Origin of the sequence: Brevibacillus fulvus (assembly GCF_016908525.1) — a bacterium.
Lineage (GTDB): Bacteria > Bacillota > Bacilli > Brevibacillales > Brevibacillaceae > Brevibacillus_G > Brevibacillus_G fulvus.
This window is the reverse complement of record NZ_JAFBEB010000008.1, coordinates 66,914-92,991: the sequence shown is the minus strand read 5'-3', so window position 1 is coordinate 92,991 and position 26,078 is coordinate 66,914. Positions and strand designations below refer to the sequence as shown.

At 51.1% G+C, this 26,078-nt stretch carries 29 protein-coding genes and 2 tRNA genes; 18 read left to right on the top strand and 13 right to left on the bottom strand.

Features of this window, described 5'->3' with window-relative positions; translation table 11 throughout:
- Nucleotides 1-96 precede the first annotated feature (96 nt).
- The 3 genes from JOD01_RS12640 to JOD01_RS12630 all read left to right on the top strand — a co-directional run bounded on the left by JOD01_RS12640 (nt 97) and on the right by JOD01_RS12630 (nt 2,064).
- Nucleotides 97-579, top strand: a complete 483-nt coding sequence (locus JOD01_RS12640) for a hypothetical protein (protein WP_204518694.1) — start codon at nt 97-99, stop codon at nt 577-579.
- 82 nt (nt 580-661) lie between these two features.
- Entirely contained in the window at nt 662-1,240 is a 579-nt protein-coding gene (gene thpR / locus JOD01_RS12635) for an RNA 2',3'-cyclic phosphodiesterase (protein WP_204518693.1), read from the top strand.
- A 152-nt stretch (nt 1,241-1,392) separates the two neighbouring features.
- The gene (locus tag JOD01_RS12630) at nt 1,393-2,064 is read left to right on the top strand and encodes a hypothetical protein (RefSeq protein ID WP_204518692.1); all 672 of its coding nucleotides are present in this window, start codon (nt 1,393-1,395) and stop codon (nt 2,062-2,064) included.
- 55 nt (nt 2,065-2,119) lie between these two features.
- On the opposite strand, the gene JOD01_RS12625 is transcribed toward JOD01_RS12630, so the two are convergent.
- The 5 genes from JOD01_RS12625 to JOD01_RS12605 form a co-directional block, all read right to left on the bottom strand.
- Nucleotides 2,120-2,605, bottom strand: coding sequence for a chemotaxis protein CheW (locus JOD01_RS12625; RefSeq protein WP_204518691.1), 486 nt, complete (start codon nt 2,603-2,605; stop codon nt 2,120-2,122).
- A 129-nt stretch (nt 2,606-2,734) separates the two neighbouring features.
- Complete coding sequence (locus tag JOD01_RS12620) at nt 2,735-3,052, bottom strand: AzlD domain-containing protein (RefSeq protein WP_204518690.1); 318 nt, start codon at nt 3,050-3,052, stop codon at nt 2,735-2,737.
- Nucleotides 3,049-3,789 carry an AzlC family ABC transporter permease gene (locus JOD01_RS12615; RefSeq protein WP_204518689.1) on the bottom strand — a complete coding sequence of 247 codons (741 nt, stop codon included), beginning with the start codon at nt 3,787-3,789 and terminating at the stop codon, nt 3,049-3,051. The genes JOD01_RS12620 and JOD01_RS12615 overlap by 4 nt, the downstream gene beginning before the upstream one ends.
- Nucleotides 3,786-5,213 carry a MocR-like pyridoxine biosynthesis transcription factor PdxR gene (gene pdxR, locus JOD01_RS12610; RefSeq protein ID WP_204518688.1) on the bottom strand — a complete coding sequence of 476 codons (1,428 nt, stop codon included), beginning with the start codon at nt 5,211-5,213 and terminating at the stop codon, nt 3,786-3,788. Before pdxR ends, JOD01_RS12615 begins: the two co-directional genes overlap by 4 nt.
- 133 nt (nt 5,214-5,346) lie before the next feature.
- Complete coding sequence (locus JOD01_RS12605) at nt 5,347-5,847, bottom strand: ADP-heptose synthase (RefSeq protein ID WP_204518687.1); 501 nt, start codon at nt 5,845-5,847, stop codon at nt 5,347-5,349.
- A gap of 221 nt (nt 5,848-6,068) precedes the next feature.
- Here JOD01_RS12605 and JOD01_RS12600 point away from each other — a divergent pair, with 221 nt between their 5' ends.
- From JOD01_RS12600 to JOD01_RS12585, 4 genes are all read left to right on the top strand, one after another.
- Nucleotides 6,069-6,785 (top strand): TerC family protein, encoded by a 717-nt coding sequence (locus JOD01_RS12600; RefSeq protein ID WP_239565428.1) that lies wholly within the window; start codon nt 6,069-6,071, stop codon nt 6,783-6,785.
- A gap of 290 nt (nt 6,786-7,075) precedes the next feature.
- On the top strand, nt 7,076-7,690 hold the full coding sequence (locus JOD01_RS12595; RefSeq protein ID WP_204518686.1) for a MerR family transcriptional regulator: 615 nt from the start codon (nt 7,076-7,078) through the stop codon (nt 7,688-7,690).
- 331 nt (nt 7,691-8,021) lie between these two features.
- On the top strand, nt 8,022-8,756 hold the full coding sequence (locus JOD01_RS12590; RefSeq protein WP_338028557.1) for a ZIP family metal transporter: 735 nt from the start codon (nt 8,022-8,024) through the stop codon (nt 8,754-8,756).
- Nucleotides 8,757-8,817: 61 nt separating this feature from the next.
- Nucleotides 8,818-9,003 carry a hypothetical protein gene (locus JOD01_RS12585; RefSeq protein WP_204518684.1) on the top strand — a complete coding sequence of 62 codons (186 nt, stop codon included), beginning with the start codon at nt 8,818-8,820 and terminating at the stop codon, nt 9,001-9,003.
- A gap of 55 nt (nt 9,004-9,058) precedes the next feature.
- Here JOD01_RS12585 and JOD01_RS12580 read toward each other — a convergent pair whose 3' ends face one another.
- Entirely contained in the window at nt 9,059-9,970 is a 912-nt protein-coding gene (locus tag JOD01_RS12580) for a LysR family transcriptional regulator (RefSeq protein WP_204518683.1), read from the bottom strand.
- A gap of 119 nt (nt 9,971-10,089) precedes the next feature.
- Here JOD01_RS12580 and JOD01_RS12575 point away from each other — a divergent pair, with 119 nt between their 5' ends.
- Genes JOD01_RS12575 through JOD01_RS12560 form a run of 4 tightly spaced genes read left to right on the top strand, consistent with a single transcriptional unit; the run spans nt 10,090 to nt 14,111 of the window.
- The gene (locus JOD01_RS12575; RefSeq protein WP_204518682.1) at nt 10,090-11,352 is read left to right on the top strand and encodes an FAD-dependent oxidoreductase; all 1,263 of its coding nucleotides are present in this window, start codon (nt 10,090-10,092) and stop codon (nt 11,350-11,352) included.
- Between the two features lie 41 nt (nt 11,353-11,393).
- A complete protein-coding gene (locus JOD01_RS12570) occupies nt 11,394-11,993 on the top strand; it encodes a hypothetical protein (RefSeq protein WP_204518681.1) in 600 nt (199 codons plus the stop codon).
- Between the two features lie 40 nt (nt 11,994-12,033).
- Complete coding sequence (locus tag JOD01_RS12565) at nt 12,034-13,272, top strand: MFS transporter (RefSeq protein WP_204518680.1); 1,239 nt, start codon at nt 12,034-12,036, stop codon at nt 13,270-13,272.
- Between the two features lie 29 nt (nt 13,273-13,301).
- Nucleotides 13,302-14,111, top strand: coding sequence for a methyl-accepting chemotaxis protein (locus tag JOD01_RS12560; protein WP_204518679.1), 810 nt, complete (start codon nt 13,302-13,304; stop codon nt 14,109-14,111).
- Nucleotides 14,112-14,157: 46 nt separating this feature from the next.
- Here the strand turns inward: JOD01_RS12560 and JOD01_RS12555 are convergent, their stop codons facing one another.
- Nucleotides 14,158-16,473 carry a UvrD-helicase domain-containing protein gene (locus tag JOD01_RS12555; RefSeq protein ID WP_204518678.1) on the bottom strand — a complete coding sequence of 772 codons (2,316 nt, stop codon included), beginning with the start codon at nt 16,471-16,473 and terminating at the stop codon, nt 14,158-14,160.
- 131 nt (nt 16,474-16,604) lie between these two features.
- Nucleotides 16,605-17,966 (bottom strand): hemolysin family protein, encoded by a 1,362-nt coding sequence (locus JOD01_RS12550; protein ID WP_204518677.1) that lies wholly within the window; start codon nt 17,964-17,966, stop codon nt 16,605-16,607.
- Between the two features lie 490 nt (nt 17,967-18,456).
- On the opposite strand from JOD01_RS12550, the gene JOD01_RS12545 reads away from it, so the two are divergent.
- Both JOD01_RS12545 and JOD01_RS12540 read left to right on the top strand, forming a co-directional pair.
- Nucleotides 18,457-19,098, top strand: a complete 642-nt coding sequence (locus tag JOD01_RS12545) for a YitT family protein (RefSeq protein ID WP_204518676.1) — start codon at nt 18,457-18,459, stop codon at nt 19,096-19,098.
- Nucleotides 19,098-20,033 carry an MBL fold metallo-hydrolase gene (locus tag JOD01_RS12540; protein WP_239565427.1) on the top strand — a complete coding sequence of 312 codons (936 nt, stop codon included), beginning with the start codon at nt 19,098-19,100 and terminating at the stop codon, nt 20,031-20,033. Before JOD01_RS12545 ends, JOD01_RS12540 begins: the two co-directional genes overlap by 1 nt.
- Nucleotides 20,034-20,044: 11 nt before the next feature.
- On the opposite strand, the gene JOD01_RS12535 is transcribed toward JOD01_RS12540, so the two are convergent.
- The gene (locus tag JOD01_RS12535) at nt 20,045-20,389 is read right to left on the bottom strand and encodes a hypothetical protein (protein ID WP_204518675.1); all 345 of its coding nucleotides are present in this window, start codon (nt 20,387-20,389) and stop codon (nt 20,045-20,047) included.
- A 96-nt stretch (nt 20,390-20,485) separates the two neighbouring features.
- Here JOD01_RS12535 and JOD01_RS12530 point away from each other — a divergent pair, with 96 nt between their 5' ends.
- Entirely contained in the window at nt 20,486-21,337 is an 852-nt protein-coding gene (locus JOD01_RS12530; RefSeq protein WP_204518674.1) for a PHP domain-containing protein, read from the top strand.
- A gap of 47 nt (nt 21,338-21,384) precedes the next feature.
- Here the strand turns inward: JOD01_RS12530 and JOD01_RS12525 are convergent, their stop codons facing one another.
- Both JOD01_RS12525 and JOD01_RS12520 read right to left on the bottom strand, forming a co-directional pair.
- A complete protein-coding gene (locus tag JOD01_RS12525) occupies nt 21,385-21,834 on the bottom strand; it encodes a GNAT family N-acetyltransferase (RefSeq protein WP_204518673.1) in 450 nt (149 codons plus the stop codon).
- 62 nt (nt 21,835-21,896) lie between these two features.
- Nucleotides 21,897-22,403 (bottom strand): 2'-5' RNA ligase family protein, encoded by a 507-nt coding sequence (locus JOD01_RS12520; protein WP_204518672.1) that lies wholly within the window; start codon nt 22,401-22,403, stop codon nt 21,897-21,899.
- A 152-nt stretch (nt 22,404-22,555) separates the two neighbouring features.
- On the opposite strand from JOD01_RS12520, the gene JOD01_RS12515 reads away from it, so the two are divergent.
- Nucleotides 22,556-22,705 carry a hypothetical protein gene (locus tag JOD01_RS12515; RefSeq protein WP_204518671.1) on the top strand — a complete coding sequence of 50 codons (150 nt, stop codon included), beginning with the start codon at nt 22,556-22,558 and terminating at the stop codon, nt 22,703-22,705.
- A 12-nt stretch (nt 22,706-22,717) separates the two neighbouring features.
- On the opposite strand, the gene JOD01_RS12510 is transcribed toward JOD01_RS12515, so the two are convergent.
- A complete protein-coding gene (locus tag JOD01_RS12510) occupies nt 22,718-23,446 on the bottom strand; it encodes an alpha/beta hydrolase (protein WP_204518670.1) in 729 nt (242 codons plus the stop codon).
- A 207-nt stretch (nt 23,447-23,653) separates the two neighbouring features.
- On the opposite strand from JOD01_RS12510, the gene JOD01_RS12505 reads away from it, so the two are divergent.
- The 3 genes from JOD01_RS12505 (at nt 23,654) to JOD01_RS12495 (ending at nt 24,727) form a co-directional block, all read left to right on the top strand.
- The gene (locus JOD01_RS12505; protein WP_204518669.1) at nt 23,654-24,214 is read left to right on the top strand and encodes a phosphatidylglycerophosphatase A family protein; all 561 of its coding nucleotides are present in this window, start codon (nt 23,654-23,656) and stop codon (nt 24,212-24,214) included.
- A 281-nt stretch (nt 24,215-24,495) separates the two neighbouring features.
- A tRNA-Ile gene (locus JOD01_RS12500) sits at nt 24,496-24,572 on the top strand.
- A 79-nt stretch (nt 24,573-24,651) separates the two neighbouring features.
- A tRNA-Val gene (locus JOD01_RS12495) sits at nt 24,652-24,727 on the top strand.
- 119 nt (nt 24,728-24,846) lie between these two features.
- Here JOD01_RS12495 and JOD01_RS12490 read toward each other — a convergent pair.
- Nucleotides 24,847-25,992 (bottom strand): tyrosine-type recombinase/integrase, encoded by a 1,146-nt coding sequence (locus JOD01_RS12490; protein WP_204518668.1) that lies wholly within the window; start codon nt 25,990-25,992, stop codon nt 24,847-24,849.
- Nucleotides 25,993-26,078: the final 86 nt, after the last annotated feature.

Below are 26,078 nucleotides of genomic sequence, written 5' to 3'. Positions count from 1 at the left end.
TTTTTTGTTTTGGCGAAAACTAGTCAACGTTCAACAAAGGAAACGACAAGCTGGGCCGTGAATTAGGGACAGGGAGTATGAAAAAGAGGTGATCCCATGTTCATGATGCAAGCTGATCCCGAGCAATTTGCCTGTGAAGTGGCCAGCTTTCACGAGGAGGTGGAGCGACTCGCCCGGCTGTTCTCCCTAAATATCCATACGTCCGATCTCTCGCTGCAAGGGCAGGGGCGTATGCGGGCACAGTTGGAGTATATGCTTTGGCACGAGCAAGGTCTCGTGGTCGTAAAGGGGCTGCTTCCTCTGGGAAACGGAGCAGGAGAGGAGCCGCTCAGCGCTTTTCCGGCAACCATCCGTTTTTCCCTGACGGTGGAACCAGGCACGGACCTGGAAAGCAAAAGAATGCGGATCGAAGAATACATGGGGCAGGAGGCCGAGCTAATCTGGAATGTGATGCCGCTCGGACTGAATGACCATTTTGAAGGAACGGTCCATTTTTTGTATCAGACGCATCGCGATATGTTGTTTGAATACGCCAAAATGATGATGTGCATTATAACAGGAAAGACATTAGCCGCATAGTTACCGGCTGGCTCCCCGTATGGGTGGGCCTTTTTTTCATCAGGCATCACTTTTGATTTCGTTCAGAAGGGTGGAGTGAAACGTGCGTCTCTTTGTAGCATTGGATATTCCGGAGTCCGCCGTCGCTTTTATCGCCGGCATCCAGCAACAGGTAAAGCAGGAGATTCGCGCCCAGCGCTGGCAGCCGCTGCATAATCTTCACCTGACCTTGCATTTTCTCGGAGAGGTCGACGAAACGCTGCTGCCCGAACTGATTCACGATTTGGACTTGGTCAGTGCCATCATCAAGCCGTTTTCGTTGCAGGTTGGCCACCTCGGAGCTTTTCCGCACGCGGAGCGGCCGCGTGTGTTGTGGATCGGGCTGCGCGGTTACTTGCGCGCGCTGGAACAGCTGCATACGCTGCTGGGCAAACGATTTGAGCTCCATCAAGAGGTTTCGTTTGATCGAAGGACGTATCAGCCGCATATCACTTTGGCGCGGGGGCCCCGGACGGACGGAGAGAAACTGCCGCTGGCTGAGTGGAACCAGCGTTTGCTGGGCGAGGCGACGCTGCCGCACTGGGAAGTACGGCAGGTCCATTTGTTTCAATCGGAACTGAGGCCGGAAGGAGCCGTGCATACCATTCTTCATTCCGCAACTCTTTCAGGGGAAGACAAGTGAAGCGCGTTGTTCGCCTGTTGAACAGGACCTGGTGCAAAAGTTGGCGGCAAAAAACGAGCAACAACTGAATAAACTGGTAGAAATGTTTCGTTTTCAAACCATACGGGTAATCAGATTACCACAACATTTCTTCGGAAAGCGGTGGGAAAACGATGAATGAGTTTACTACCGGGATTTTATATCCGCGCCAATATGAAGAGAAAGTGTTGCACGAGTTGCCGTCATCGCGCCAGCCTTACTTTCACAAGCACGTAAACGAGGATTGGAATGCGTTTTTCCTGAAAGACGAATCGATCGAACGAACGGAAACGCTGCAGTTCCTGCTCAACCTCTCTGCCCATTCACTTCCGTTGCTTTGGTTCCATGATGCGGAAGACAGCGGTTGGGGCTATCGGTTGTTCGACGGCGGCCAAGAAGTGTCTGCGGCCACGATCAGTTATTCGCTCGATGTTGAACTGGCAGAAGCAGCGTTTCTGCAGCGGTATCCACACATTGATTTGTACGAGGAAACATTTGAAGACGACGAACTGCGCAATTTCTATGAAGAACTGTTAGAGAAGGTGGTCCGTTCCGAGCAGTTTCGCCGGGAAGTGCTAAAGGGAATCAGCCGGTTCCGTCCGCACTGTTTCGCCCATATGCTTGAGCCGAAACAGCTGCAGCAGTTATGCGCCTTGTTTGACATCAACCTGTTGACAGACTATGACGAAGAAACGGGCAGCTCGCTTTTGTACGACTCTGTCGATCTGTTTAAAGAGATTCTCGGCATCGAAGAGATGGTTTGGGTCAACTTTGCCTATTTGGCCAGCGGCGGGCGAGAAGCGTAAAAAAACGCGCAGTCGAGAAAGCAAGCACAGCTCTCGATTTGCGCGTTTTGCCTTATTATTGTCCCTGTTTTCGCCATTGGCCAAACGTTTGTTCCAGATCCAAAAGCAAAATCAATCTGTCTTCCAGACGGGCAATCCCGTTGAGATATTTTCCTTCGACGCCGGCGACAATCGCGGGTGCCGCTTCAATTTGCTTGAGCGGGATTTGGATGACCTCCGACACGGCATCGACGACAATGCCCAGGTTTAATCCTTCCATCTGAATGTCGACAAAACGGCTCTCTTCATTCAGCGGGAGCGGTTCCAGTCCAAACATTTTCGGCAGGTTGACGATTGGCAGGATATGACCGCGCAGATCGATCACCCCTTCGACAAACGGGGGGGATTTGGGGAACCGTGTAATCGGAAGCGGCTTGATGATTTCTTTCACGGAACTAATGGGCAGACCGTAATATTCATTTCCCATTCGAAAGAGTATGCATTGAATGCTTTCGTCTTCGGTTCCGTCCTGGAGCTGATAGTTGTGCAGTTCGCTGCTCATTGTCCGTTCCTCCTATGAAAAGGCTATGAGATACTTAATACCCGTATTCTATCACGGGCAAACAAAAAACTGGCCACTTTTCGCCAAATTTTTGCAAAAAGAGCGGAGGCCGGTGAACAAGACCTGTGCTTAAAACAGCTCAAGCGAAGCGACAATGACAAAAGCCAGTCCGATGCCAAAGCTGAGAAACACGTTGCGGCTGAGCGCCATCACCAATAGACAGATGGCGCTGGCGATCAGAAAGACCGGCTGAAAGACCAGTTGCTGGCCGCTGACAAACAAAGACGGAAAAATCAGGCCGGCAAAAATGCCAACGGGAATAAAGGTCAGGCCGTTGATCAGCCGCGGAGAAAAATATTTGCTGGGTACGCGCAAAAACAGCCGTCGACTGAAATAGGTCACGGCCGACATTGCCAAATAAAGCAACAGAGTCGTGCTGGCACTCATGCTGGTTCCACCTCCTGTCGTGCGTCTTCTGATGTCTGGGCGGCTTGTTTCAGCGGAAGCGAGAAACCGACCACAAAGGCGAGAAGGCCCGCGATGAGCAAGTGCAGTCCGTTTGGCAAAAACAACGCCAGCCAGGTGGCGACCAAACCGCAGGCGACGAAAGTGAGGATGCGGACGAGCGAGCCCAGTTGATAGTAGGCCAGTGCCAGAAACATCGCGGTAAAGCTGAAGCCCAGACCAAGCGAGGCCGGATCGGGAATCCATTGCCCGGCCATGGTGCCGAGCCAGGTACCGCCGATCCAGGCCAGGTACAGGGAGAGCGAGACACCGACGACATAGCTCACATTGATTTTTGGTTGTTCGCGAAGCCGATTGAGACTGATCGCATAAGATTCATCCGTCAGCAGAAAGGCCACGCTGTTGAGCTGCAGGCGGGAATAGCCCTGGTAGTAGGGAGACAGCGACAGTCCCATCAGGAGATGGCGCGAGTTGAGCAAAAAGGTGGCAAAAATGATCGCCCAAGGGCTGGCTTGCTCCGCCAGCATCGACAGGGCTGTAAACTGGGCTGAACCGGCGTAAACGATAATCGACATCGCGATGCTTTGCCAAGGGCTGAGACCGGTTTGCAGGGACAACATGCCGAAGATGGCGGCAAACACAATATAACTGGCGGTCACGGGCAAGGCATCAATAAATCCGTTCCGCAAAGACTGAATGGTCGATTCTGACGATTTCAAAGCGAAAACTCCTTTCTTGCTTGCAGGACGTCGGCGAGAATGGACATGCCGCGTTCGATCTGCTCTTGCGGTTCATGGGTGTAACAAAGCCGAATAAACCGCTGTTCCGCTTCCCGCAGCAAAAACATGTCACCGCACGTAAACGAGACGCCATGCCGGCGGCAAACGAGCATCAGCTGGCGCGCGTCAATTTCTTCCGGCAGCGCTATCCAATAATAAAACCCTCCCGCCGGCTTTTCGTAGGAAAAGCCCAAACGTTTCAATTTTTCCAAATAATGACCCATCGTCTCGGCCTGTTCCCGGTATAACCGCCGCGTATGTCGCAAATGAGGGGCCAGCGCCTGGTCGCTCATAAAAGCGGCTACGGCTCGTTGGCCAAGGGAATTGGTAGAGATCGACAGTTCCTTTATTTTGCTCAGCAACTGGATCACTTGTCGGCTTCCGGCAATCCAGCCGATCCGCAACCCGGGAAACAGCAGTTTGGAGAATGTGTTTACATAGATGACGTTGCCGCTCAAATCCAGCGATTTCAGCGAAGGCGGCGGTTCATGCTCTAAATGGAGATGGCGGTAGGCGTCATCTTCGATAATCGGAAGCTGATATTTTTCGCTTAACGCCAGCAACCTGCGGCGGCGCTCGAGCGACAGCGTATATCCGGTCGGATTGTGGAAGGTCGGAACGGTATAGAGAAAGCGCGCCCGGTATCTCGCCAGCAGACCTTCCAGCACGTCAATGCGCATCCCTTGCTGATCAACGGGAACCGGCAAGATTTTCATCCCCAGCGATTGAAATAACTGCAGGGAGCCAAAATATGTGGGCATTTCCGTAATAATCGCATCGCCGGGGCGAGCCAGCAAGGTCGTCAACATATAGAGCGCTTCTTGAGAACCGCTGGTGATCAGCACCTGTTCCGGGGAAGAGATTTGTTCCATGCCCATCCAGCTGACCAATTGTTCCCGCAAGGCCGGATCTCCTTCCACCGCCGTAAGATAGTAAGAATTTAGTTGCGCGGCGGTTGAACGAACGTATTCGGCAAATCCCGACTCGGCCAGCGTATGCTTTCCGCCGTGGCCGTGGGCAAAATTGACCATCTGCGGCTGGGAAATGCCCACCGACAGCAAATCTGCCATGTGAGAGGGATAGGCGTTGAGCATGCTGCTGTGATAGGTGTCGTTCCAGTTGAAGCGGGAAAAGGTCGAGACAGGCGGCAAAGGCTCGACAAAGCGCCCGCTGCCTCTGCGGCTGGAAATGAAGCCTTCCGCTTCCAGTTCACTGTAAGCGCGAACGATCGTATTGCGGCTGACTCCCATTTGTTCTGCCAGTTTTCGTTCCGGGGGCAATAAGGAGCCAATTGGGAGTTCGCCGCTTAAAATTTGGTAGCGCAGCTGGTTGTATACTTTGTTGTATATCGGTTTTCTTCCCATATTGTCGCCTCTTTTGTTACATTTGCTATCTCCTCAATATACGGGTTATCGTTCGATTTTAAAAGAGCCAATTCCGCTATGAAAAAAAGCCAAGCGGAAGGCGGAAAAACTGCTCCGCATTCACACTTGGCGGTTACGGGTCAACTTGCTCGAGAGCGAACTCATAGTCTTCAATATCGTAAAATTGCACGGGTATCACATATTCCAGGATACGATCCTGCCATTCGATCTGATCGGTTAACAGCGGGACTTGAAAATGGATCGCGGTCAACAGCAACACCGTTTCAATCGGGTCAAACAATTCTCCCCACAAAGCGGTGTCCTCTGTTTGCACAACCGTGATCGTCACATCGTTGGGAAACGGAAAAGACAGCCTTGACCATGGAGCGACCAATGCCTTCTCCATCCGCTTTCGATTAAAAGGGTCGTGAAAAAATTGCACCAGCTGGGCCATCATCTTGCGGACGTGCTGTTCATCGTCCGGATCAGGCATGAGCGGTTCGGGATTATGTACGAGTTCTTCCAGTTCATACAGGGAAGAAACGGGAATCAAGTATTCCACGGGTTGACCGGGTTGCGTTAATTCACCGTAAATCGCCAGCATGACAGCTTCTATCACAAACTGTTTGGACATTAGAGACAACCCTCCTCGTACAACATGATAACGGAATGCACAGTTGACAACAACCCTGGACGGGCTTACGATAGAGGTAACATGGAAGAATTGTTGACAGCATGCATTTTGTTGTTGACAGGACCTTTGCCTGAAAGGGTAGGGGTCCTTTGTTTTCCGGAATTAATCCATTAATGCTTTTCTGGCTTGTGCGTGGATAAAACAAAGAGGGGGCGTCGTTGTTGTTTGATGCAGGCTTTTTCTCAGCTTTATTGATGATCATTATGATCAATATCGTCCTGAGCGGAGATAACGCTGTGGTAATCGCGATTGCTTGTCGAAAACTTTCGCAGAAGAATCGGAAAAAGGCGATATTGTGGGGAACGTTTCTTGCGATCATCGTGCGTGTAGTAGCAACTGTTTTGGCATCCTACCTGTTTAAAATTCCGTTCCTGTACTTGCTGGGCGGTTTGGTACTTGTCTATATCAGCTATAAACTGCTGTTGGATGACGATGACGAAGGGAAAATCCAGTCCGGCGAAAGCCTGATGGAAGCTGTTCGCACCATTGTCATTGCCGACATTATGATGGGGCTTGACAATATTTTGGCCATTGCCGGTGCGGCAGGCGGAAATCTGACATTGATCATCCTCGGTCTGGTCATCAGCATTCCGATCATGATTTGGGGCAGCCAGCTGATTTTGAAAGCAATGGAGCGCTTCCCTTGGATATTATATATTGGTTCAGCGGTACTTGCTTGGGCCGCGGCCAAAATGATCTTTGAGGAAAAAGTGATTGCCGGTTTCTTTGCCGAGATGGTTTGGCTGGAAACGGTGTTAAAAGTTCTGATCGTGGCCGCTGTGCTGGCTGCGGGCTACTGGCAAGGCAAGAAAGCGGAAAAACGCAAAGAGGAAAGAGCGCGTCTTACGAACGAGGACAAACTGGCAAGCGGTTCCTAAAACGTTTGACGCTCTGTAAAACAAAGAGCACCCCTCGGGGTGCTCTTTGCTTGTGAACAAACCCGTTTCTGCTTAAAAAGGCTGTTATTCCGAGCCAAGCGCACCCCAAGACCGGTCGGTCGAGCGAGCAGAATGCGGGAGAGCGACAGAAAATGGACGAGCTGTCCAAAATAGCCGAAAAACCACTAGTTTTCAGAACCTTTGTCGATTCTCTTTTGCCGGGAAAAATCGGTGCTATAATGTCCGTAAGATAACCGGATATTCCCGTGAATCGCGAAGGAGTGATTGGGATGGAAGTGCAAGTTTGGATGGCTTCAAAAGAAGTGGCCGATCGGCTGAACGTTCATGTGCGCACGCTGCGAAACTGGCTGGACATGTTTGTCCCGCTGCATGAGCGGCAAAAGAACCCGCAAGGCCATTATTTGATCAGTGAAACCGGTTTTGCTCTGCTCAAGGAGGTAAAAGCCCGAAAAGACGCCGGAAACTACTCGCTGCGGGAAATTCAGCGGCAAATGATCGACGAAGGGAAATTGTCAGCGGACATGCTCTCTTCAGAAGACGCCGAATTTGACGCCGGCGCAAACGTGCCGGAAACGGTCTATTTGCAATCGGCTTTTCATGAGGTGGAACAAACCGTCCAGGAAACGTTGTTTCAGTTTCAGCAGGAGTTAAACCAGCTATCTTCCCTCAATCAAATGCAGACAACGATTTTGCAAAAAATTGCCGATATCGAGGAAAGGCAAGAGTCGATCCGTCTGGAGATGCGCCGCGTCACTTTTGAGATGGATTTGATGCATCAGCGCTTGACCCGGCGCAGGCAGCGCTTTGAGCGCCAGCCATCCCGCTGGTCGCTTAACCCGTTGCGCTGGTTCACGCGCGCCGGACATGTCTCCACGGAATCATAGCACGGAAAAGAACAGTCGCTGCCTGATGTCTCGGCAATGCGGACACTCCGCGCAATGCGCCTGCTTCCCAATAGAAAAGCAAAGAGAGCACCACAAGGAGGGTGCTCTTTTGCATCTCGGACGTTTGACCACCTCGAAAGCAGACCGAAGCTGCTTCTTGAGGTTACCTCCGGCACAGACAGTCGGCAATGATGTGCCGCGAACCGGTATTTGCTGCCCAGGCGGGGAGAGCAAGGAGCGCGCGCCAGCCAAGCATTCATAAACAAGCAGTACCGGGCGTAGAATGGTGCAGGGCAGTCCAAAAACATGATGGGAAAGAGGGCTTAAGTTGGTGCAGCTACTTCCATCCACGTTCTTTCTGCTTGTTTGCGCTTCCGCTCTGGCCAGTGTGCTGGGCGGAATGATCATTTTTTTGCGCAGAGCTTGGTCTGATTACGCGTTGGAAGCGATGGTCAGCGCAGGCGGCGGCATCCTGTTATCGCTCACGATCCTCGATATGATTCCCCATGCCGCCCATGAGCCGAGGCTGATTCCCTTTGTGCTCGTAGGGTTCAGTCTGCTGTTTGTCATCGAACTGGCGGGAAAGGAGGCCACGCATCCGGCCAACAAACGGAGCGTCAGCGGAGTCTATCTCGGTTTTTTGATTCATGCGTTCGTCGAAGGCGTGTCGCTGATGGCCAGCTTTCAAGTGAACGCCCATCTGGGCTATTCCTTGATCATCGCCTTGCTCCTGCACAAAATTCCCGATGGTGTGACGGTGGCTACGCTGCTGTACGCCTCGAACAAAAATCGGTGTTTTGCATTTTTGGGCGCGGTCACCTTGGGCGGAACCACTTTGCTGGGGATATTGAGCGTTTATTGGCTTGATCAGTGGTTGCCGGCGATCTGGTCAGAAATCGTGATCTCTATCACAACCGGTGTTTTTCTGTTTGTGGCGGCCAGTCATCTCGTCCCCCATATCTTGCAAAAGCAAAGACAGCAGCTGGGCTTTTATTTTTTCGCGGGCATGCTTGGCTACATGCTTTTTTCTCTGCTTGTGCAAAAAAACTTGCTGCATCCTGCATAAAATACCAACTGCTATTCCACGCTATACGTATTCCAACTCATTTTGAAAGGAGCGGGGGAGGATGAACCAGTATTCTCACAGCGAGAAAGAGAATCCGGCGCAACCGATTCATGCACAGACAGAGTACCCGGCAGAGGGCACTTCCCTAAATCCGCTGGAAGAAGACTGGCATTTTGACGAGAATCTGGCAGCTGCTCCCGATGACCACCTCACGCAAGCCATGCAGCAAGGTGACCAATCAAGGTGATGAAAAACAGCTCCATCCCGGCCGTTTTACAAGCCACGGATGGAGCTGTTGTTTATCAGGAAGACTTCTCGTTTGAAGCAGGCGGAAAATGCTGCAAAAGAAACTCTTTAAAAGCGTTCAGCGAAGGTCTGAGCGACTCTTGACGAGGAAAAACGATCGCTGTCGTTCGTTTCAGCGGTTGCGACAGGCGAATGATCGCCAGTTTGGGATGATTGGCAAATTTGGCCACCCTTCTCGTCAATAAAGCAACCCCCAGTCCCGCTTCCACCATGCTGCAGATCGTCTCTACCTGCGTGCTTTCAAAGATGATCTTCGGCTGGAAACCGGCAGCCATGCAAGCTTGTTCGCATAAAGATCGCATCGGTGTGCTCGATTTGATGGACACGAACTTTTCGTTTTGCGCTTCGATCAAGTCAATCTTCTTGCGTTTGGCCAGAGGATGGGACTGCTCCGCAACCAGCACAATCTCATCTTCCAGCAGCGGATAAATGTCAAACGCTTGCTCGAATTGGGGATTGGCAAGATACGTGACCAACGCCGCATCAATTTCCATTTCCTGAATCCACTTCAGCAAAATATCGCTGCCCGCCTCCCGAATCTCCAGCGTGATGCCCGGATACGTTTCCTGAAAACGGGCAATGACCGAGCTTATCCCCAAGTAGCCGAGAATCGGTATCGCCCCAATCACAATTTTGCCCCGGCCCAGCGAGCTGTACTGTTCCATCGCAATCTTCGCCCGTTCAATTTCGTTCATGATCCGTTTGGCATACAAAATAAATTCGCTGCCAGCAGGGGTGGGCTGAACATTTCTGGTGTTGCGTTCGAAGATTTGTATGCCCAGCTCTTCCTCCAGTTTGCGAATTTGTTGGGAAAGGGTTGACTGCGACAGACAAATCTCCTCTGCTGCTTTGGAAAAATGTCGATATTTATCAACGGCCAGGACATATTCCAGTTGATGAATTTCCATTTATCCACACTCCAGATTAATCATTTCCAGTTATTAATCATATCGGAAAGAGCGATTGCACCCAATAGCAAAATAACAGTAAATTTTAGAAAAATGCAATAACTGCAAGGAGAGGGCACATGGAGAGAAAATACAGTTACGATGTAGTTGTGGTGGGAGGTGGTGCTGCCGGGATCGGCGCGGCGGTTGGTGCAGCGCAAACAGGAGCAAGAACGCTGCTTGTCGAAAAAAATCCATACTTTGGCGGAGCGGCGACCCATAGTTCCGTATTGACTTATTGTGGTTTTTTTACCCAAGGGGAACCGTACGAGCAAATCGTCGGCGGTGTTGGTCAGCAAGTACTGAACCAGCTGGCCAAGATGGGGATGTATAACGGGCCGCGGCGAACCGCACGCACACGTACCGTCATTGTCCCGCTTGACCCCGAAGTGACAAAAGTGGCGCTGGATCGGTGCATTATGGAGTCGAAGGTGGAACCGCTGCTTCACGCGCAGGTAATCGCCGCCGAAGTGCAGCAGGGACGGATTCGGGCGATTCAATGCATTGACCATGCCGGGCCGTTTGTCATTGAAGCGGGCGCATTTGTCGATGCCAGCGGCGAAGCGAATCTCACCTCGCTTGCCGGCGGAGGAGTCGTGTTTGGAGACGATCAAGGACATTTGCAATCGGCAACGCTGATGATCCGGATTGGTGGCGTGCTGGCGGAAGCAGACGCCCATCCGTTGAAAGTGGAGGAGGCGGTGCAGAAGGGCAAAGCAGCCGGCATCGTCGGCTTGACCAAGGAACTGGGCACGGTTGTCCGCATGCCTGGCTGCGGCGATGTGCTGGCCATCCTTTGCGATGAAGAAGTAAACGGCCTGGAAGCGGCCAGTTTGACGCGTGCCGAAATCTCTGCCCGCAATCAGGCATGGGCCTATCTGGAAGCTTTCAAGCGATTCTTACCCGGTTTTGAAAACGCTTATCTGGTACAGACAGGACCGCAAATCGGCATTCGCGAGACGCGGCATGTTGTCGGAGAATATTGCCTGAAGGGAGAGGATGTCCTGGAAGCGCGGCGCTTCTCCGATGCGATTGCCCGGGGAGGATGGCCGGTAGAATTGCATCCGGAACCAGGCGCCCCGAATGTATGGCATCAGATCAAGGATCAGTCCTTCTATGACATCCCGCTGCGATCGCTCAAAGTGAACGGCGTGGACAATCTCTGGGCTGCCGGCAGAACGATCGACTGCGATCCGATCGCCTTTGCCTCTGCCCGTGTCATGGGGACAGCTTTTGCCACCGGACATGCTGCCGGAGTGGCGGCGGCGTTGACATCCTCGTCCGGTCAAGCCGATGCCCAAGCCGTCAGGGCGGAACTGCTCCGTCAAGAGGCCATTATTTAACGTTTGCTTTTTGATGAGAAGGGAAGGAGGAAATTTCTGGGATGGGGCGAAATCATCAATATCGGTTGACGCATAACCACGACAAATCGGTTCGACAGATTATCCAAAACCTGATCTTTCTCATCGACGGTCAAGCACAGTTTTCGCTGGAGAGCTTGCCAAAGGAAGCGGAAGGCGACTTCTATTTGCAGCAGGTGTTGTCAGCCTGGCAGGCTTTGCAACAAGGGCGGTATGAGGAAAGCGCCGGTTTGTTTCATCGTATCCTCAAACAGCTTCGGCCCGACTTGTTTCCGATTTTGTATGGACAAGTTTGGCATCTGTATTCCCGTTGTCTCGATCGGCTCGGACAGCGGGAAGCCGCTGTGTCAGCTTTGCTGCTCGCATTGGACGTCTATCGGCAGCATTCCTGGTCGTCCCTGGAAGGAAAAGCTTTGCCCGAACTGATTCGATTGTTTCTTCTCCTCCGGGATTGGCACGGGGCGATTCATTACTTGCAGTACGGTTTAAGCACACGCCATGTTGAGTTAAGCAGGAAGCAAAAAATTAAAGCAATCCGCATTTTATGCCGATTATATAAAAAAACAGGCAAAACCAGCGAGATGTTGTTTTTTGAACAGCAACTGCGTGTCATGACCTCATAACGAGATCCATTTTTTCAAATCAAATAAGGAGTGGAAACTGATGAACTCAAAAAAATTGGCGATTGGCGTTGTCATCATTGCATGGATGGCGTTCCTTTTCTCCTTTGTCGATCGTTTGTCCTGGACACCGATCATGCCGCTGGCAATGAAGGATCTGGGCTTGACGAAGACACAGGCAGGAAGCTTTATGACAGCGTTTTACATCGGCTATGTCATTACACAGTTGCCGGGAGGTCTGTTGACCGACCGCTTCGGTTACAGAAAAGTTGTGCTTGGCTCATTTTTTGTGATGGGTGTTTTCACCGCATTGATGAGCACGGTGCATAGCTATGAAATGGGGATTGCGCTGCGGGTATTGGCCGGTTTGGGTTCCGGAGCGGTGTTCTCCGCGTGTGTTCGGGCCATTTTCGACTGGTTCCCGGGAAAAGGGCGCAGCACGGCGATGGGCTTCTTCATGACCGCCTCTTCCCTTGGGGTTTCGGTGGTGAACTTGTTTGTGCCAACTGTGGCGGAAGCGAGCGGATGGCAGGCTTCTTTCCTGGTAGCGGGTTTGCTGCCGATCATTGGTCTGGTCTTGGGCTTCTTCATTTTAAAAGAAAAGACGCCATCTACGGTACAGCGCTCGCAAAACGCGGAAAACGCCTCCCGGTTCTGGAAGGATGTCGCTGGTCTGTTTAAAAACCGCAACTTGATGATCACCGGTTTTTCCGGTTTTTGCGCGATGTGGGCAACCTGGGGCGTGGCCACATGGGCGAACAGCTATATGAAAGATGATTTGAAAATTTCGCTGGTAGAAGCAGGCGTGATTATGTCGGTGTACGGTTTGACCGCTTTGCTCTGCAAACCGATTATCGGAATTTTGGCCGATGTGTTGAAAGTTCGCCGCAAAACGCTGCTGTTTATTGTGTTGATTATCTTTGGACCGGTTTTGCTCTGGTTCGGAACAACCACCAGCGTATCCATGCTGTATGTGGCTGGTGCGATCTTGGGGATTGCCGCTTTTATTTACAGTCCGGTCATGAACACGTTTATCGGTGAATTGGTGGATCAGCGTCTGGTCGGAACGGCCACCGGGTTCGTCAATACGATCTGGCAGCTCGGCTCGCTGATCTCTCCGATCGCAGTGGGAGCTGTGCTTGATGCAACCGGCAGTTACTTCTACGCTTTCCTCACCTTGGCGATCGGGCCGATTCTGGCCGCCTTGCTGATTCTGCTGGTGCATGAGAAAGCGGCTGCCAAAGTGAGTCCTTCTCCTGAATTAAACAAGGTAGGCGCCTAAAATTTACGAAAACAAGAGAGGGTAGGCTGATGATTGAACATGTATTGGCAACGATGCCAACATTAAGTTTGATGTACCCCACTGCTACTCTTGCGCTATCTGACACAGAGAAGATTCTTTACTATCAAGAAGGCGACATCAAACTCGGACTGGTAGTTGGCAACGAGGTGAACAAACAGTCGATCACATATAAAACGATGGAAAGCGGAGAAACGATCAGGCAGTCGGTGACCCGGGAACAATCCCGCTTTGGGATCGCTTTTAATGTCATCAGCGTTCCCATCTACGGGGAAGCAAAAAAACTCGAGGGGGCACTTACCCTCATCTTTTCCCGGGAAAAGGAAGAAAAAATCTCGCTCGTTTCCGAAGAATTGGCCAGTTCTGTTACGCAAATGAATCAGTGGGCCGAACACGTCGCCAGCGGAGCGGCGCAATTGGCCAGCTCGATCACCGATATTTCGCACAACTGTCGCGATGTGATGCAGTCGGTGGAGGAAAATGCCAAAGTGGTCGATGTGGTGAAGGATATGGCCAACCGCAGCAATCTGCTGGGACTGAATGCCGCCATTCAAGCGGCGCAGGCTGGAGAGTATGGACGAACGTTCGGCGTGGTGGCCAGCGAAATTCGCAACCTGGCCGAACAATCACGGAAATCTTCGGAGAGCATCTTGAAAAGCATGAGCAGCATGAAAGAAAAAGTCGTACAGGTGATGCGCGAAATGGAAGAGGAATCGGCGGCCACTCAGGAGATGGCCTCCAGTATTCAGCAAATCAACGCAGCGCTGCAAAGTTTGCAGGAAATGGCGATTGAAATGAAACAGCTGGCGCGCTTCTCCTGACTGACAAAAAAGACCAAAGCGGAAACGGGTTCCGGCTTTGGTCTTTTTATTTTTCCATCTCGGCGATGAAGCGGGAAACTTTGGTTTTTCGGCCAAACCGTTCGAGCGGGATTCCGATGCACAGCTTCCGTTTGGCACGGGTAATGGCCACATAGAGCAGTCGTCTTTCTTCTTCCAGGGCATGGGACTGCTGTTTGCGCAACTCGTCCAAGGCATATTCATGCGGCAAAGCTCCTTCTACCAGGTCCAGCAAAAAGACGGTGTCAAATTCCAGACCTTTGGCCCGATGGATACTCAGCACCTGAATCGCCTCGCTCGCCGCAGCGTATTGTTTTCGCAAGGTTTTGGCCTGGTGATTCATGTCGGCGAGATGGGCGAGAAATTGCGGCAAACTATCGTGCCGTTTGGCGGCAGTCAGCAACTGCTGAAGATCATCCTGCCAACTGGTTTGACTGGCTGAATGGCTTTCCTTCATCCGTTTTCTGACATAATCCCGCAGTTTGCCATCTTCGTACACGAGTTCCAATGCCTGACGGGGAGAGCAGGTCGGCAGTGCCCGCAGGATCTCGACCACTTTTTGCAAATGCTGGCGCTGGTAAGATTTCCAGTTGGGCAGTTTCGGCAACACTTCCAGCAACGAACAATCGTCTAAGATCGCCTGGCTGCGAATGGCATTCCATTGCTCATGGGAGATGTAGAGCGTCGACAAAATTTCGCGCAAGGCGGAGCTGTCGTCCGGATCGAGTGCCAGCCGCAAATAGCCAAGCGCCCACTTGACCACTTGCTTATCATAAAACAGTTCCTGTTCATGGGTGAATTGAAACGGAAGCGCCGCCTGGATAAACTGTTCGATAATCGGACGGGTTGACTCATATGTCCGAAAAAGAACGGCAAATTGGCCGGGGGAAGCCCCTTCCGCCAGTTGTTGCCGAATCTCGTCGACGATCCGGGCAGCCTGTTCCTCTTCATCCTCGGGATAAAACAGGTAGCTTTCTCCTTCTTCCTGATGATAAGTTTTAAACTCTTTTTTCCAGCGAATGCGGTTATTGCCGATCAGGGAATAGCCAAGCCCAACGATGGAGGCGTGCGAGCGATAATTGACCTCCAGCGTGATCGTTTGCGCCGCCGGATAGTCTTTGGTAAAGCCGAGAATAAAACGCGGATCGCTGCCGCGGAAGGCGTAGATCGATTGATCATCGTCGCCGATCACACAGAGATTGTTTTGCGGTGCGGCCAACATCCGCACCGTTTCGTATTGCAGACGGTTAATGTCTTGAAACTCGTCGATCATGACGTAATGGATTCGTTCCTGGTAGCGTGCGAGAATCGCTGGCTCGCTTTGCAAAAGCTGGTAACAGCCGAGCAGCATGTCATCAAAATCAAAGTAACGATACGCTTGCTTCGCCGTTTCATAAACCGGGTACAACTGTTTGGCCAGCTTTTCTTCCTCATTGGCACAGTCGAGTTGTTCCAGCGCGTCCGGCGTGATAAAAGCATTTTTCCAACGGCTGATCACGCCGAGCGCGCCGTCAATTTCGGCATCTTTTCGTCCCGCCAGCTCGGCATCGTGCAGTTGTCCGCTTTCCTGCAGCAACCGGCGCTTTTGCCAATCAAATTTGAGCAGCCGTTCTTGCTGCCAGCGCTCCGGCTGATGAAAGAGCAGCATCCGGTAAAAGATGCTGTGAAACGTCCCGCAGATCAAGCGGCTGGTTTGCTGTGCCGTCAACTGATTGGACAGGCGCCGTTTCATTTCTTCTGCTGCCTTGGCGGTGAAGGTGACAATCATAATCGAGCGGGGATCTACCCCTTTGTCCTGGACAAGATGGGCTGCCCGCGCTGACATGACTCTAGTTTTGCCGCTGCCCGCCCCGGCGAGAATCAGCAGTGGGCCCTCGGTGCTCAAGACCGCTCGCTTTTGCTCCGGATGAAGCGGATCAGGGGGCCGCTCCGCCAGATGCGGAATGGCGTGGCGAGGCCGCAACTTTTTCCGAAAAGCGGCTTCGCTCTTCGGCCGTTCACCGGAACCGGCGGTGTTGCCAATCGGTTTTCCCGTCGGCAGCCGGTAAGAACCAAATGTGCGCTGATCGGAAGCGGGCAACGCCGCAACTGTCGCCGCAGTCTCTTCGCCCGAACGATGTACCAGGAGATGTTCAGGCGGTTGCTCCAATCCTTGCAGCGGGCATGGTTCGGCCGTATGCGAAAACAACGGTTCGAAGCTGATGCCCGCGACCAACCGAAGGGCAGCGCCGCATCCGGGACAGCGAAGATCACCGCGCACCGCACGCATTCGCCAGGAGGGGATGCGCGAATATGTACTTTCCTGCAAAAAAATCAGCTCGTCATCCAGCAATGCGAATTTCATGCTCCACCTCCATGCAAATTCCCGGCTCGGGTCGTCTGTCCAGGTCGAGCGGGTGGGGGTTTTTTTCGCTATGTAAACATCGAAGGCAAATAATAAGTGTCCCCTGACTGCGGGGACACCTGTCATCTGGTTTACTGAGCTTGCACCAATACGTCCGATTCATCTGGAGGATTTGCATCATCCTCAATCTGGGTTATGCCCACCCGGGTGATTCGGTGATTGTCCAATTCAGTAATGGTAAACAAATAGTTTTCATACTTAACCGATTTGCCAACCGCGATATCTTCGTTGAGTTGGCTGTAGATCCAGCCGGCAATCGTATCGACATCGTCCGAATGGATTTCAATCGGAATGTAATCATTAATTTCTGTCAGCAACGTTTTGCCGGAAACGGACAACGCGTTATTTACATTTTCGACTTCGGGCCGTTCGTTCTCGTCAAACTCGTCTTGAATATCGCCGACGATTTCTTCCAAAATGTCTTCCATGGTGATCAGTCCGGCCGTACCGCCGTACTCGTCAATGACGATCGCCATCTGCGAGCGGCGCTTTTGCATCAGACGCAACACCTGGCTGACTTCCATCGATTCGGGAACAGTCAGCAACGGACGGAGAAAATCTTTCAAATCGGTAGAACGATCAGACAAGGCAGCCAAATAAAAATCGGTGGTATGCACGAAGCCGATCAAATTGTCCTTGTCTTCATGCGCGACCGGGAAGCGCGAGTGGCGCGAATTGCGCATAATTTCCAGGTTTTCTTCATAGGTACTGTCATCATATAAACAAACCATGTCGATCCGGGGAATCATGATCTCCCGGGCCAAGCGGTCAGAGAATTCAAAGACATTGTCGACGAGAACCAGCTCGGTCTGGTCAATAAATCCGCTTTTATGGCTTTCATTTACCAGAATCCGGATTTCCTCTTCGGTATGGGCGGAGTCTTCTTCCGTGGCCGGTTCAATCCCCAACCGTTTAATAAAGAAGTTGGCCGTTCCGTTCAAGATATAAATCGCGGGGTAGGCGATTTTGTGAAAGAACATCAACGGAGCCGCCGTCCAAAGCGAAATCGCTTCTGATTTTTGAATAGCCATTGATTTTGGCGCCAACTCACCAAAGGTGATGTGCAAGAATGTCATAATGCAGAATGCGATCGCAATCGAAATCGGATGCACCAAATAGGTTGGCAAATGCATGGAAATTAATACTGGTTCGACAAAGTGGGCGATTGCTGGTTCACCTACCCATCCAAGCCCCAGCGAAGCAAGTGTGATCCCCAATTGGCAAGCCGACAGATAAGCATCGAGTTTATGTGTGACGGCTTGGGCATACTTGGCTCTTTTGTTTCCTTCGCTTGCAAGCTGTGTCAGACGGCTTTGGCGGACCTTTACCAATGCAAATTCCGCTGCTACGAAAAAACCGTTTAGTAGAACAAGAAAAAAGACGAGCAGCAGATTTAACAAAATCTCCCCTATCGGACCTATAGGAATATCCATATGTCTCCATCCCTTTCGACCTTCGAAAAGGAGGAGAATTCACCTCCACGTGTTTTTATGTTATTTATTAATCGTCAATTGTGTTTATGCAAAGATGATTTCGTGGTTTGGGCCGCGGAAATCACTTGCAATCAGAAGATGATGTAGACCGTGCGGAACGGGAACGCAAGACCATCCCTGCTTCCGACGGTATATCTACCATCGGCCATTCACCTCTTTCTTACCATGCCAAGCGCTTCAAAAAATTCACCGCAGTTGCAAAACGATTGCTGTTCGCAATCGCTTTGTAACCTCTAGTATAACAGTTGGAGCAGCAAACAGTCAAAAACATGCGAGTTTCTTGAAAATACTGGCAATCGTGTTCAAGATTATACCCAATGACCATCAGCCGCGCAATGTTCAGCAGCGGACATACCGGCCTTTTGTCCCACATAGGATAGAAAATGGAGAAATGACACGGACTTGCCGCTATTCCAGAGGAGGGAGAAACATGTACTTCTTCCGCAAAATGATCGCGGTCCTGTTGGGCAGCATATTGATCGGCACGGGAGTCAATTTTTTTCTCGTCCCGCATCAGCTGATCGAAGGCGGCATGATCGGGATTGGTTTGTTGGCCAACTATTATTTGGGTCTTTCTCCCGGCGTGGTTGTGATGTGCGCCAGTCTGCCGATCTATTTGCTGATCTTCCTGATTGATCGCCCATTGTTTTATCACAGTTTCCACGGAATGTTGCTTTCTTCGTTTTTTATTGACTTTCTGTCGCCTTTGCGTGAATACAATCCGCTCGCTGTCCCGGCTTCCGCTATTCTGGGCGGAGGCTTGATCGGCAGCGGAGTAGGGTGGATGCTCGGATATGGGACGAATACCGGCGGAACCGATTTGCTCGCCCAATTTTTGGCAAGACGATATGAGATACCGGTTGCGCTCCTGATTTTTCTGATCGATGGCGTGATCGTCGGCTGTTCGTTTGAACTTGCCGGGCCATACAAGTTCGTATATTCGCTGGTGACGATTGCTGCGGTAGCGATCAGCACCCATCTCGTTTGCCGGTTCGTCCAGAACAGTTATTACGCCCCATATCAAATTATTGGACCGCTCGGGAAGGGATCTGCCTCTCTTTGGAGAAAATAATGGAAAAACAGCAGAAAGCGGGGAACGCTATGGCTGATCAGGTCACAATTGAAATGATTACGTCACGGATTGGGTATTTTCCGGGAAGCGTCAATGTCGGACTGATTCTTGGGGAAAGCGGCGCGATTTTGATCGACTCGGGACTGGATACACAAACGGCAAAACGGTTAAAAAGAGGGTTGGAGCAAATTGGCCAACCCTTGGTCGCGATTATCCAAACTCACGCTCATGCCGACCACTTTGGCGGCAATGCGCATTTGCTGACGGTCTTTCCGCAGGCGCTGGTCTACGCGCCGCCGCTGGAAGAAGCGATCATTCGCTATCCGGTGCTGGAGCCGATTTATCTTGGCATGGGAGCGACACCGGTCAAGGAGCTGCGGAATAAATTTTTAGAAGCGCCCGCTTCCCGCGTAGACCGGCTGTTGCCGGAAGAAGGAGAGCTGCAAGTCGACGGGGTAACGATTACCGTGCTCCCCTTGCCGGGACACAGCTGGCAGCAGGTCGGGATAGTTTGTGAGCAGATCTGTTTTGCCGCGGACAGCTTTTTTGGCGAGGAGACGTTAAGCAAGCATAAACTGCCGTTTCTCGTCGATGTCCACGACACGTTGCAAAGTTTGCAGCTTTTGCAAGCAACCGTTTATGCCGGCTACTTGCCCGGGCATGGTTCGTTTGTGACCAGTCCCGACGCGGTCATCGGCAAAAATATCGAGCTGCACCAGCAAATTATCAGCCGGATCAAAGCGCTGCTGCGGCGGGAACAAAATATGGAGGAGCTGCTTGCCGCATTGGCGGAGGAGTTGGAGCTGAACATTGCCACGATGAGTTCCTACGCCTTGTATCGCACCGCCCTGATGGGTTATCTGACCGGTTTGTTGCGCGAAGAACAGATTGCGTACCGGTTTGACCGCAATCAACTGTTGTGGAAAGCGCTTTGAGCCGCGCCAAGTCAGCGTAAATAGTCGGCGACCTCCGCCAGTTTATGTTCGACTGCCTGGCGAATCGGCAAAGGAATGGCGGATCGTTCGATTTGCCGCTTGTTTGCGGAAACATTGGCTTCCAAAGAGGGAGCGCCCAGTTTGACAATTTGTTCCCCGTTGCGGTTGACATGACGGGTATAGTGAATGCACATCCGCAGGAAATACGATGTGTTGGTTGCCGAATCGTAAATACGCATGCCATAACTCGGAATACCATCCGCCCAGGTGAGCTGAAAGCCTTGTTGCCGCATCATCCGATCAACATAGGTGAGAGGTTGAACAACACCGCTTAACGCTTTGTTTCTCAGTTGCATGGACATCCTCCTTCGTGGGTGTGCGTTTTTTCCTATGGTATGAGCATGAAACCATTTTCAGAATGAAGAATAAAAAACGAACAAGGAGGGATCAGCATGGCGCAACAGGCCGATCTGCATACTCACACCAAAGCTTCCGACGGGACATGTACGCCAACGGAAAATGTCAGATTGGCAAAAGAAGCCGGATTGGCGGCAATCGGCATCTGCGATCATGATACGATAGCCGGTGTGGCGGAAGCGGTGGAAGCCGGGCAGCGATACGGCGTAGACGTAGTGCCCGGCCTGGAAATCAGCTCCGTGGCCGATGGACAGGATATTCACGTGCTGGGTTATTTTATACCGTATGAAGATCCGGCATTTGAAGCGGAGCTGGAAAAGCTGCGGGAGACGCGGCATGAACGCAACCGGCTGATCATTGAACGATTGCAGCAGTTGGGAATACCGATCACCCTGGAAAATGTGTACAAGCGGAAGGCAGGGGAAGGGAAAAGCATTGGCCGGCCGCATATCGCCGAGGAGTTGATCGAGTTGGGAGCAGTCGCCACCATGGAAGAGGCGTTTGCAAAGTATTTGGCGACCGGGGCGCAGGCCTATGTCAATCCGCCGCGGATTCACCCGAAACAGGCAATCCAGTTGATCAAACAGGCAGGAGGCGTGGCCGTGCTGGCGCATCCGGGAATTTACCACGATGACCAGCTGGTCGAAGAACTGGCCGTGTTCGGCTTGGACGGCATAGAAGTGTGGCATCCCGATCATACAGAGGAAGACCGGCAGCGGTATGCGGAGTTGGCCAACCGTTATGGCTTGCTGAAGACGGGCGGTTCAGACTTTCACGGTTGGCGGGGAGACGAACCGTACCACGGTGAGCTCGGCTCGTCCAACGCGCCGGCCGAGACGGTGCAGCAGTTGCGCGACATCGCGGAACAGCGCCGTCAGCTCCGCTGAACAGCAGACCCCGCTTGGCGTCGTAAAAGATGCGCAGCGGGGTCTTTTTACAGTTCCTTTTCCATCGCGATATGTTCAATGCCGGCTTCGAAAAACAGTTCGCCAACCGGGAGATACCCCAGTTTTTCGTAAAATCGCCTCGCGTGTGTCTGGGCATTCAATTTCAGCTTGTGGTAGCCATGCTGGCGAGCCGTTTCCTCAATCTGCAGCATCAGCCTCCGCCCGATCCCGCTGCCGCGTTCCGTCGCTTGCACGGCGATCCGCTCGACTTTGCCGACTCCTTGTGCATAGGTTCGCAGCCGGCCGGCGCCGATCGGACTGGCTCCATTGTAAGCGACAAAATGCAACGTGTCGGCTTGCGGCTCGTCATGCTGGTCCATCTCGATCTGTTCGGGAACTTGCTGTTCCTCAATGAAAACAGCGCGGCGGACAGCCAACGCATCCCGTTTTTGCGGCTCGGTCAGGACGAGTTGGACCGTGTAGGTATTTTCGGTCATGGCCTGCTTCTCCTTTCTTATGGAAAAGACCCTTCCGGCTGGAAGAGTCTCGATCTGCCCATTTACTTCAGCAAAAACGTTTGGTAAACGCTCCAGATGCCGTCCTCCAGCTCATACACGAGAGAGAAGCGGTCGACTTCTGTTTCCAGATCAATTTTTGCCATGCTGAGCTGGCCGGTTAAATCGCGAAGCTCGTCATCGGACAAGTCGCGCCCGATGGTAAGATGCGGCACGTAAGCGTACGTCTCTTTTTGGTTGACGCATTTTTGCGCAATTTTTTCATGAAGCTTTTCAAATGGCTCTTTATTTTGGATGGCGAAATAAAGGACATTGGTGGTTGGATGAAAGCTGGATACCCGGTGGAAGCGAGTGGCGAAGCGCTCGGTGGATTGAGCCACCTCTTCCAAATGGTTGACCAGCTCCGGAAGATCCGCTTCCGCCCATTCAAACGGTTCTTTGATCCGGATATAGGGCGGAATCAATGCGTAAGCGGGATCAAAGCGCTTGCGATACGAATTCGCAGCCTCTTGAACCTTGCTTGATGGAAACACCACAATACTATATCTCATTGGAATCCCTCCTTGCCGTGGTAAAAACGCGGCGCGTCACCAGTCTTTTGTCCTATTTTAACAGAAAATTCGCCATTTGTATAATTTTATGGTCGCCCCCGTATATTCCGATCGGCCTGGGAAAGACTGAAAGGAAGACGGGAGGTGCAAAGATGAAATTGGCGATGATGATCACATTTACGTTCCTGGTATTGCTGTTGCTCTCTTTTCTTTCTTTTACCTTACTAACGATGATCCGCAAGGTAGAATTTGAAGAGATGATCGTTCCTCCCAAGAAAGAAGATCCAAAACCGGAAGAATGACCAGCATACAGTTTACCCCAAGAAATGGCGGAAAATGCGGGACAAGTTTGCTTGCCAGGCCCCCCAGTCATGGCCGCCGGCAAAATGGTGCAGCGAGACATCGCAGCCCAAACCGCTCAGTACGGCAGCGAGTTGGTCGTTGGCTTTCAGCAGATTCAAGGAACCGCGTTGCGTGGCGACGGCCGTCTCCTCCTTGCCCACTTCCAGATAAACGGAAAGCGGATAGCGACCAGGCAAGGCAGCGAGCTGATCGAGCAGTCGCTCATCGACCGCCGCCGATTGGCACGCGATCTGACCAAACGTATGCGGATAAGTAAACGCGAGAAACAGCGAGACGACTCCGCCCAAAGATTCCCCCAGCAGCGTTCGTCCGTAGGCCAGCGGGTTGGTGGCAAAGTGGCTGTCGATATAAGGCACGACTTCATCGGCGACAAACCGTTTGTAGCCTGCGTACGCTGCTCCTTCGGGATAGTAGCGCGCTTGCCGCAGTCGCTTCTCCACGGGAAGAAACACGGCAATCGCCTCCTCGTGACCTCGCTCGGCGAAAAACTGATCGAGCTGGGAGGCACAACGGCCCATGGACAAATAGTCCTCTCCGTCCTGAATATAGATGACCGGATACGAATAAAGCGGCGAATAGCTCGGCGGGGTATAAACCACGAGCCGTTCTGCGCTGTTCAAATATCGGCTGTTCAGACAAACTTCCTGCAACGAACCTCTTGCCGTTTGCTTCTGATACATGCAAATCCCTCCTCATGTCGTTCCCCGAGATCGGCGGCAAGCCAACTTTTCCAAAATGAATGGCACACAGCCCAAAAGAAGGATGATTGCTCTTATGGTACCGCATTCTGCTATTTCCGGCAATTTCGAAAAATTGTCTCAATTCGTCCACGATTGTGATACTATATAGAAGCATCACTTCACTTTGCAGTGAAAGGGGTCCTCTGTATGGGCAAACAAGTGCATAGCAGCGAAGTAAAAGAAGCTGCATTACGGCGTCTCGCCGAGCGAGGCGTCACGGTGGAAGATATCGCGGAGATTGTGTATGAGATGCAATCGCCCTATCACCCCAACTTGACGATTGAGCCATGCGTAGAAAGCGTTCATGCCGTTTTGCAAAAGCGGGAAATGCAGCATGCCATCCTGGTTGGCGTGGAACTGGATATGTTGGCGGAAAAAGGCCAGCTTTCCGAACCACTGCAATCCTTGATCGCCTCCGACGAAGGACTGTTCGGCTGTGATGAAACATTGGCGCTTGGTTCCGTGTTTGGCTACGGCAGCATCGCCGTCACCACCTTTGGCCATCTGGATAAGCACAAAATCGGGATCATCAAACGATTGGACACGAAAACTTCAGGCCGCATTCATACGTTTCTTGACGACCTGGTCGCCAGCATCGCGGCCAATGCCTCCAGTCGCATGGCCCATCGCCTGCGCGACGAACAGGAGGCCGAAGCGGCGAAAGTGGAACTGCAACTCAACGAGCAAAAAAACAAGCAAACCGGTTGATATAATATAATGATAGTCGAATGTTTCCAAATGATGATTCACGACAAAAAAGAAGATCAGCCCGTGCAGCAGACGAATTTGCTGAACGGGCTAGTTGTCTTATGTCTTATGGGGGAGTGGGGTGTTTCGCTCCAGCTCGGACAGCTTTCGCATTTTTGGTCGTTTGCTGTGGATTCGCAAAATGCTGGAACTTTTATTGAGGAGCAATTGGCGAAAATTTACTCTTGAAAAATAGCGCCAGATGAGTTATAGTTATTTTTGTCATGTTTGAGCTATTTATCGGGCCCTTAGCTCAGTTGGTCAGAGCGGTCGGCTCATAACCGATTGGTCGTAGGTTCGAGTCCTACAGGGCCCACCATAAAAAAACAAGCAAAACAAGCTTGATTTTTATAAAGAAGGATGCTATATTAAAAAAGCAGTAGCGGTAATGATCATATGATCCGGTAGCTCAGTTGGGAGAGCACCATCTTGACAGGGTGGGGGTCGCTGGTTCGAACCCAGTCCGGATCACCATACATAAGACGTTGTAACCCTTGATAAATCAAGGGTTTTTATTTTATTACGAGCTAACCAGTTGACCACAAAAGTTGCTGATTAGCCCGTTTGACCACATTTTGACCACCTTTACTTAACTAAAGTGATTTCTTTGCTTTTTTCTCATTCATTGCTTGTTCAAAGTTATTGGCAGCATCTTTCTGCATATCAGGTAATACATGGCTGTAAGTATCTAAAGTAACACCTACACGACTATGTCCTAATCGTTCGGATACAACTTTTGGGTGTTCCCCAAGCTGGAGGAGAATTGTCGCATGAGTATGACGTAAATCGTGAAAACGAATCTTTTGGAGCCCTGTCTCTTGAATCATTCGATCAAAGTGCCTTACAAGGTTCCTGGGTTCAATAGGTTTCCCTTCATCAGTACATATTACAAGATCATGGTCATTGTATAATCCACCAAGAAGAAGTTTCTGTTTATTTTGATCGGATCGATGACGTCTTAACGAGGACAAAACATATTCTGGTAGTGAGATCTGACGTTTTGAATTCTTTGTCTTCGGTTCTTGAAAGAGCAGCCCTTGCCTAGTTCTATAAACAGTCTGTCTAACGCTTAATTTACCATGTTCCCAATTGATGTCTTTCCACCTTAATCCCAAAATCTCTCCTCGCCTCATTCCAGTATATATAGCAAGGACATATGCAACAAAAAATCTCTTTCCGTGTGCTTCAACATAATCTAAAAACTCTGTAGCTTCCTCCAAAGACCAGGTAACAATATCTTTATCAGCTAATCTTGGTGGTTCAACCAATTCAACAACATTTCTTGCTACCAACTGCCACTTTACTGCTTGTCCAATCGATTTTCTTAAAATTGAATGCATGTAGCGAATATAATCAGGTGACAATCCTTCAGTTGATAGTTGATTATAGAATTTTTGAATATGGCTTGGGGTTAACTGGCTGAGTTTCAGGCTGCCTAACTCTGGAATAATGTGCTTTTCGATAACAATCAAATGGTTGTCATATGAAGAGGGACGGAGAATTTGTTTAGCGTTGATGTCCATCCATTCCATGATGTATTCCTTGATTGTTTTTTCGCTGGGCTCAATATACGTCCCCTTGTTAAGTTGATTAATTAGTTCATTACAAGCTTTTTCAGCGTCTTTTTTTGTTTTGAATCCGTTCTTTGTTTTTTGTTTTCTTTTCCCGGTTATTTCATCCTTTCCTAAGTCTACTGTATACGACCATGAATTTCCTCGCTTCCTAAAATAGCCTTTCACTCCGCTTAACCTCCTAATTGACTTTCCTCATTCACTCAATGTTAACGGCACTTATTAATTACAATGGCAAACAGTATAGGAATGTA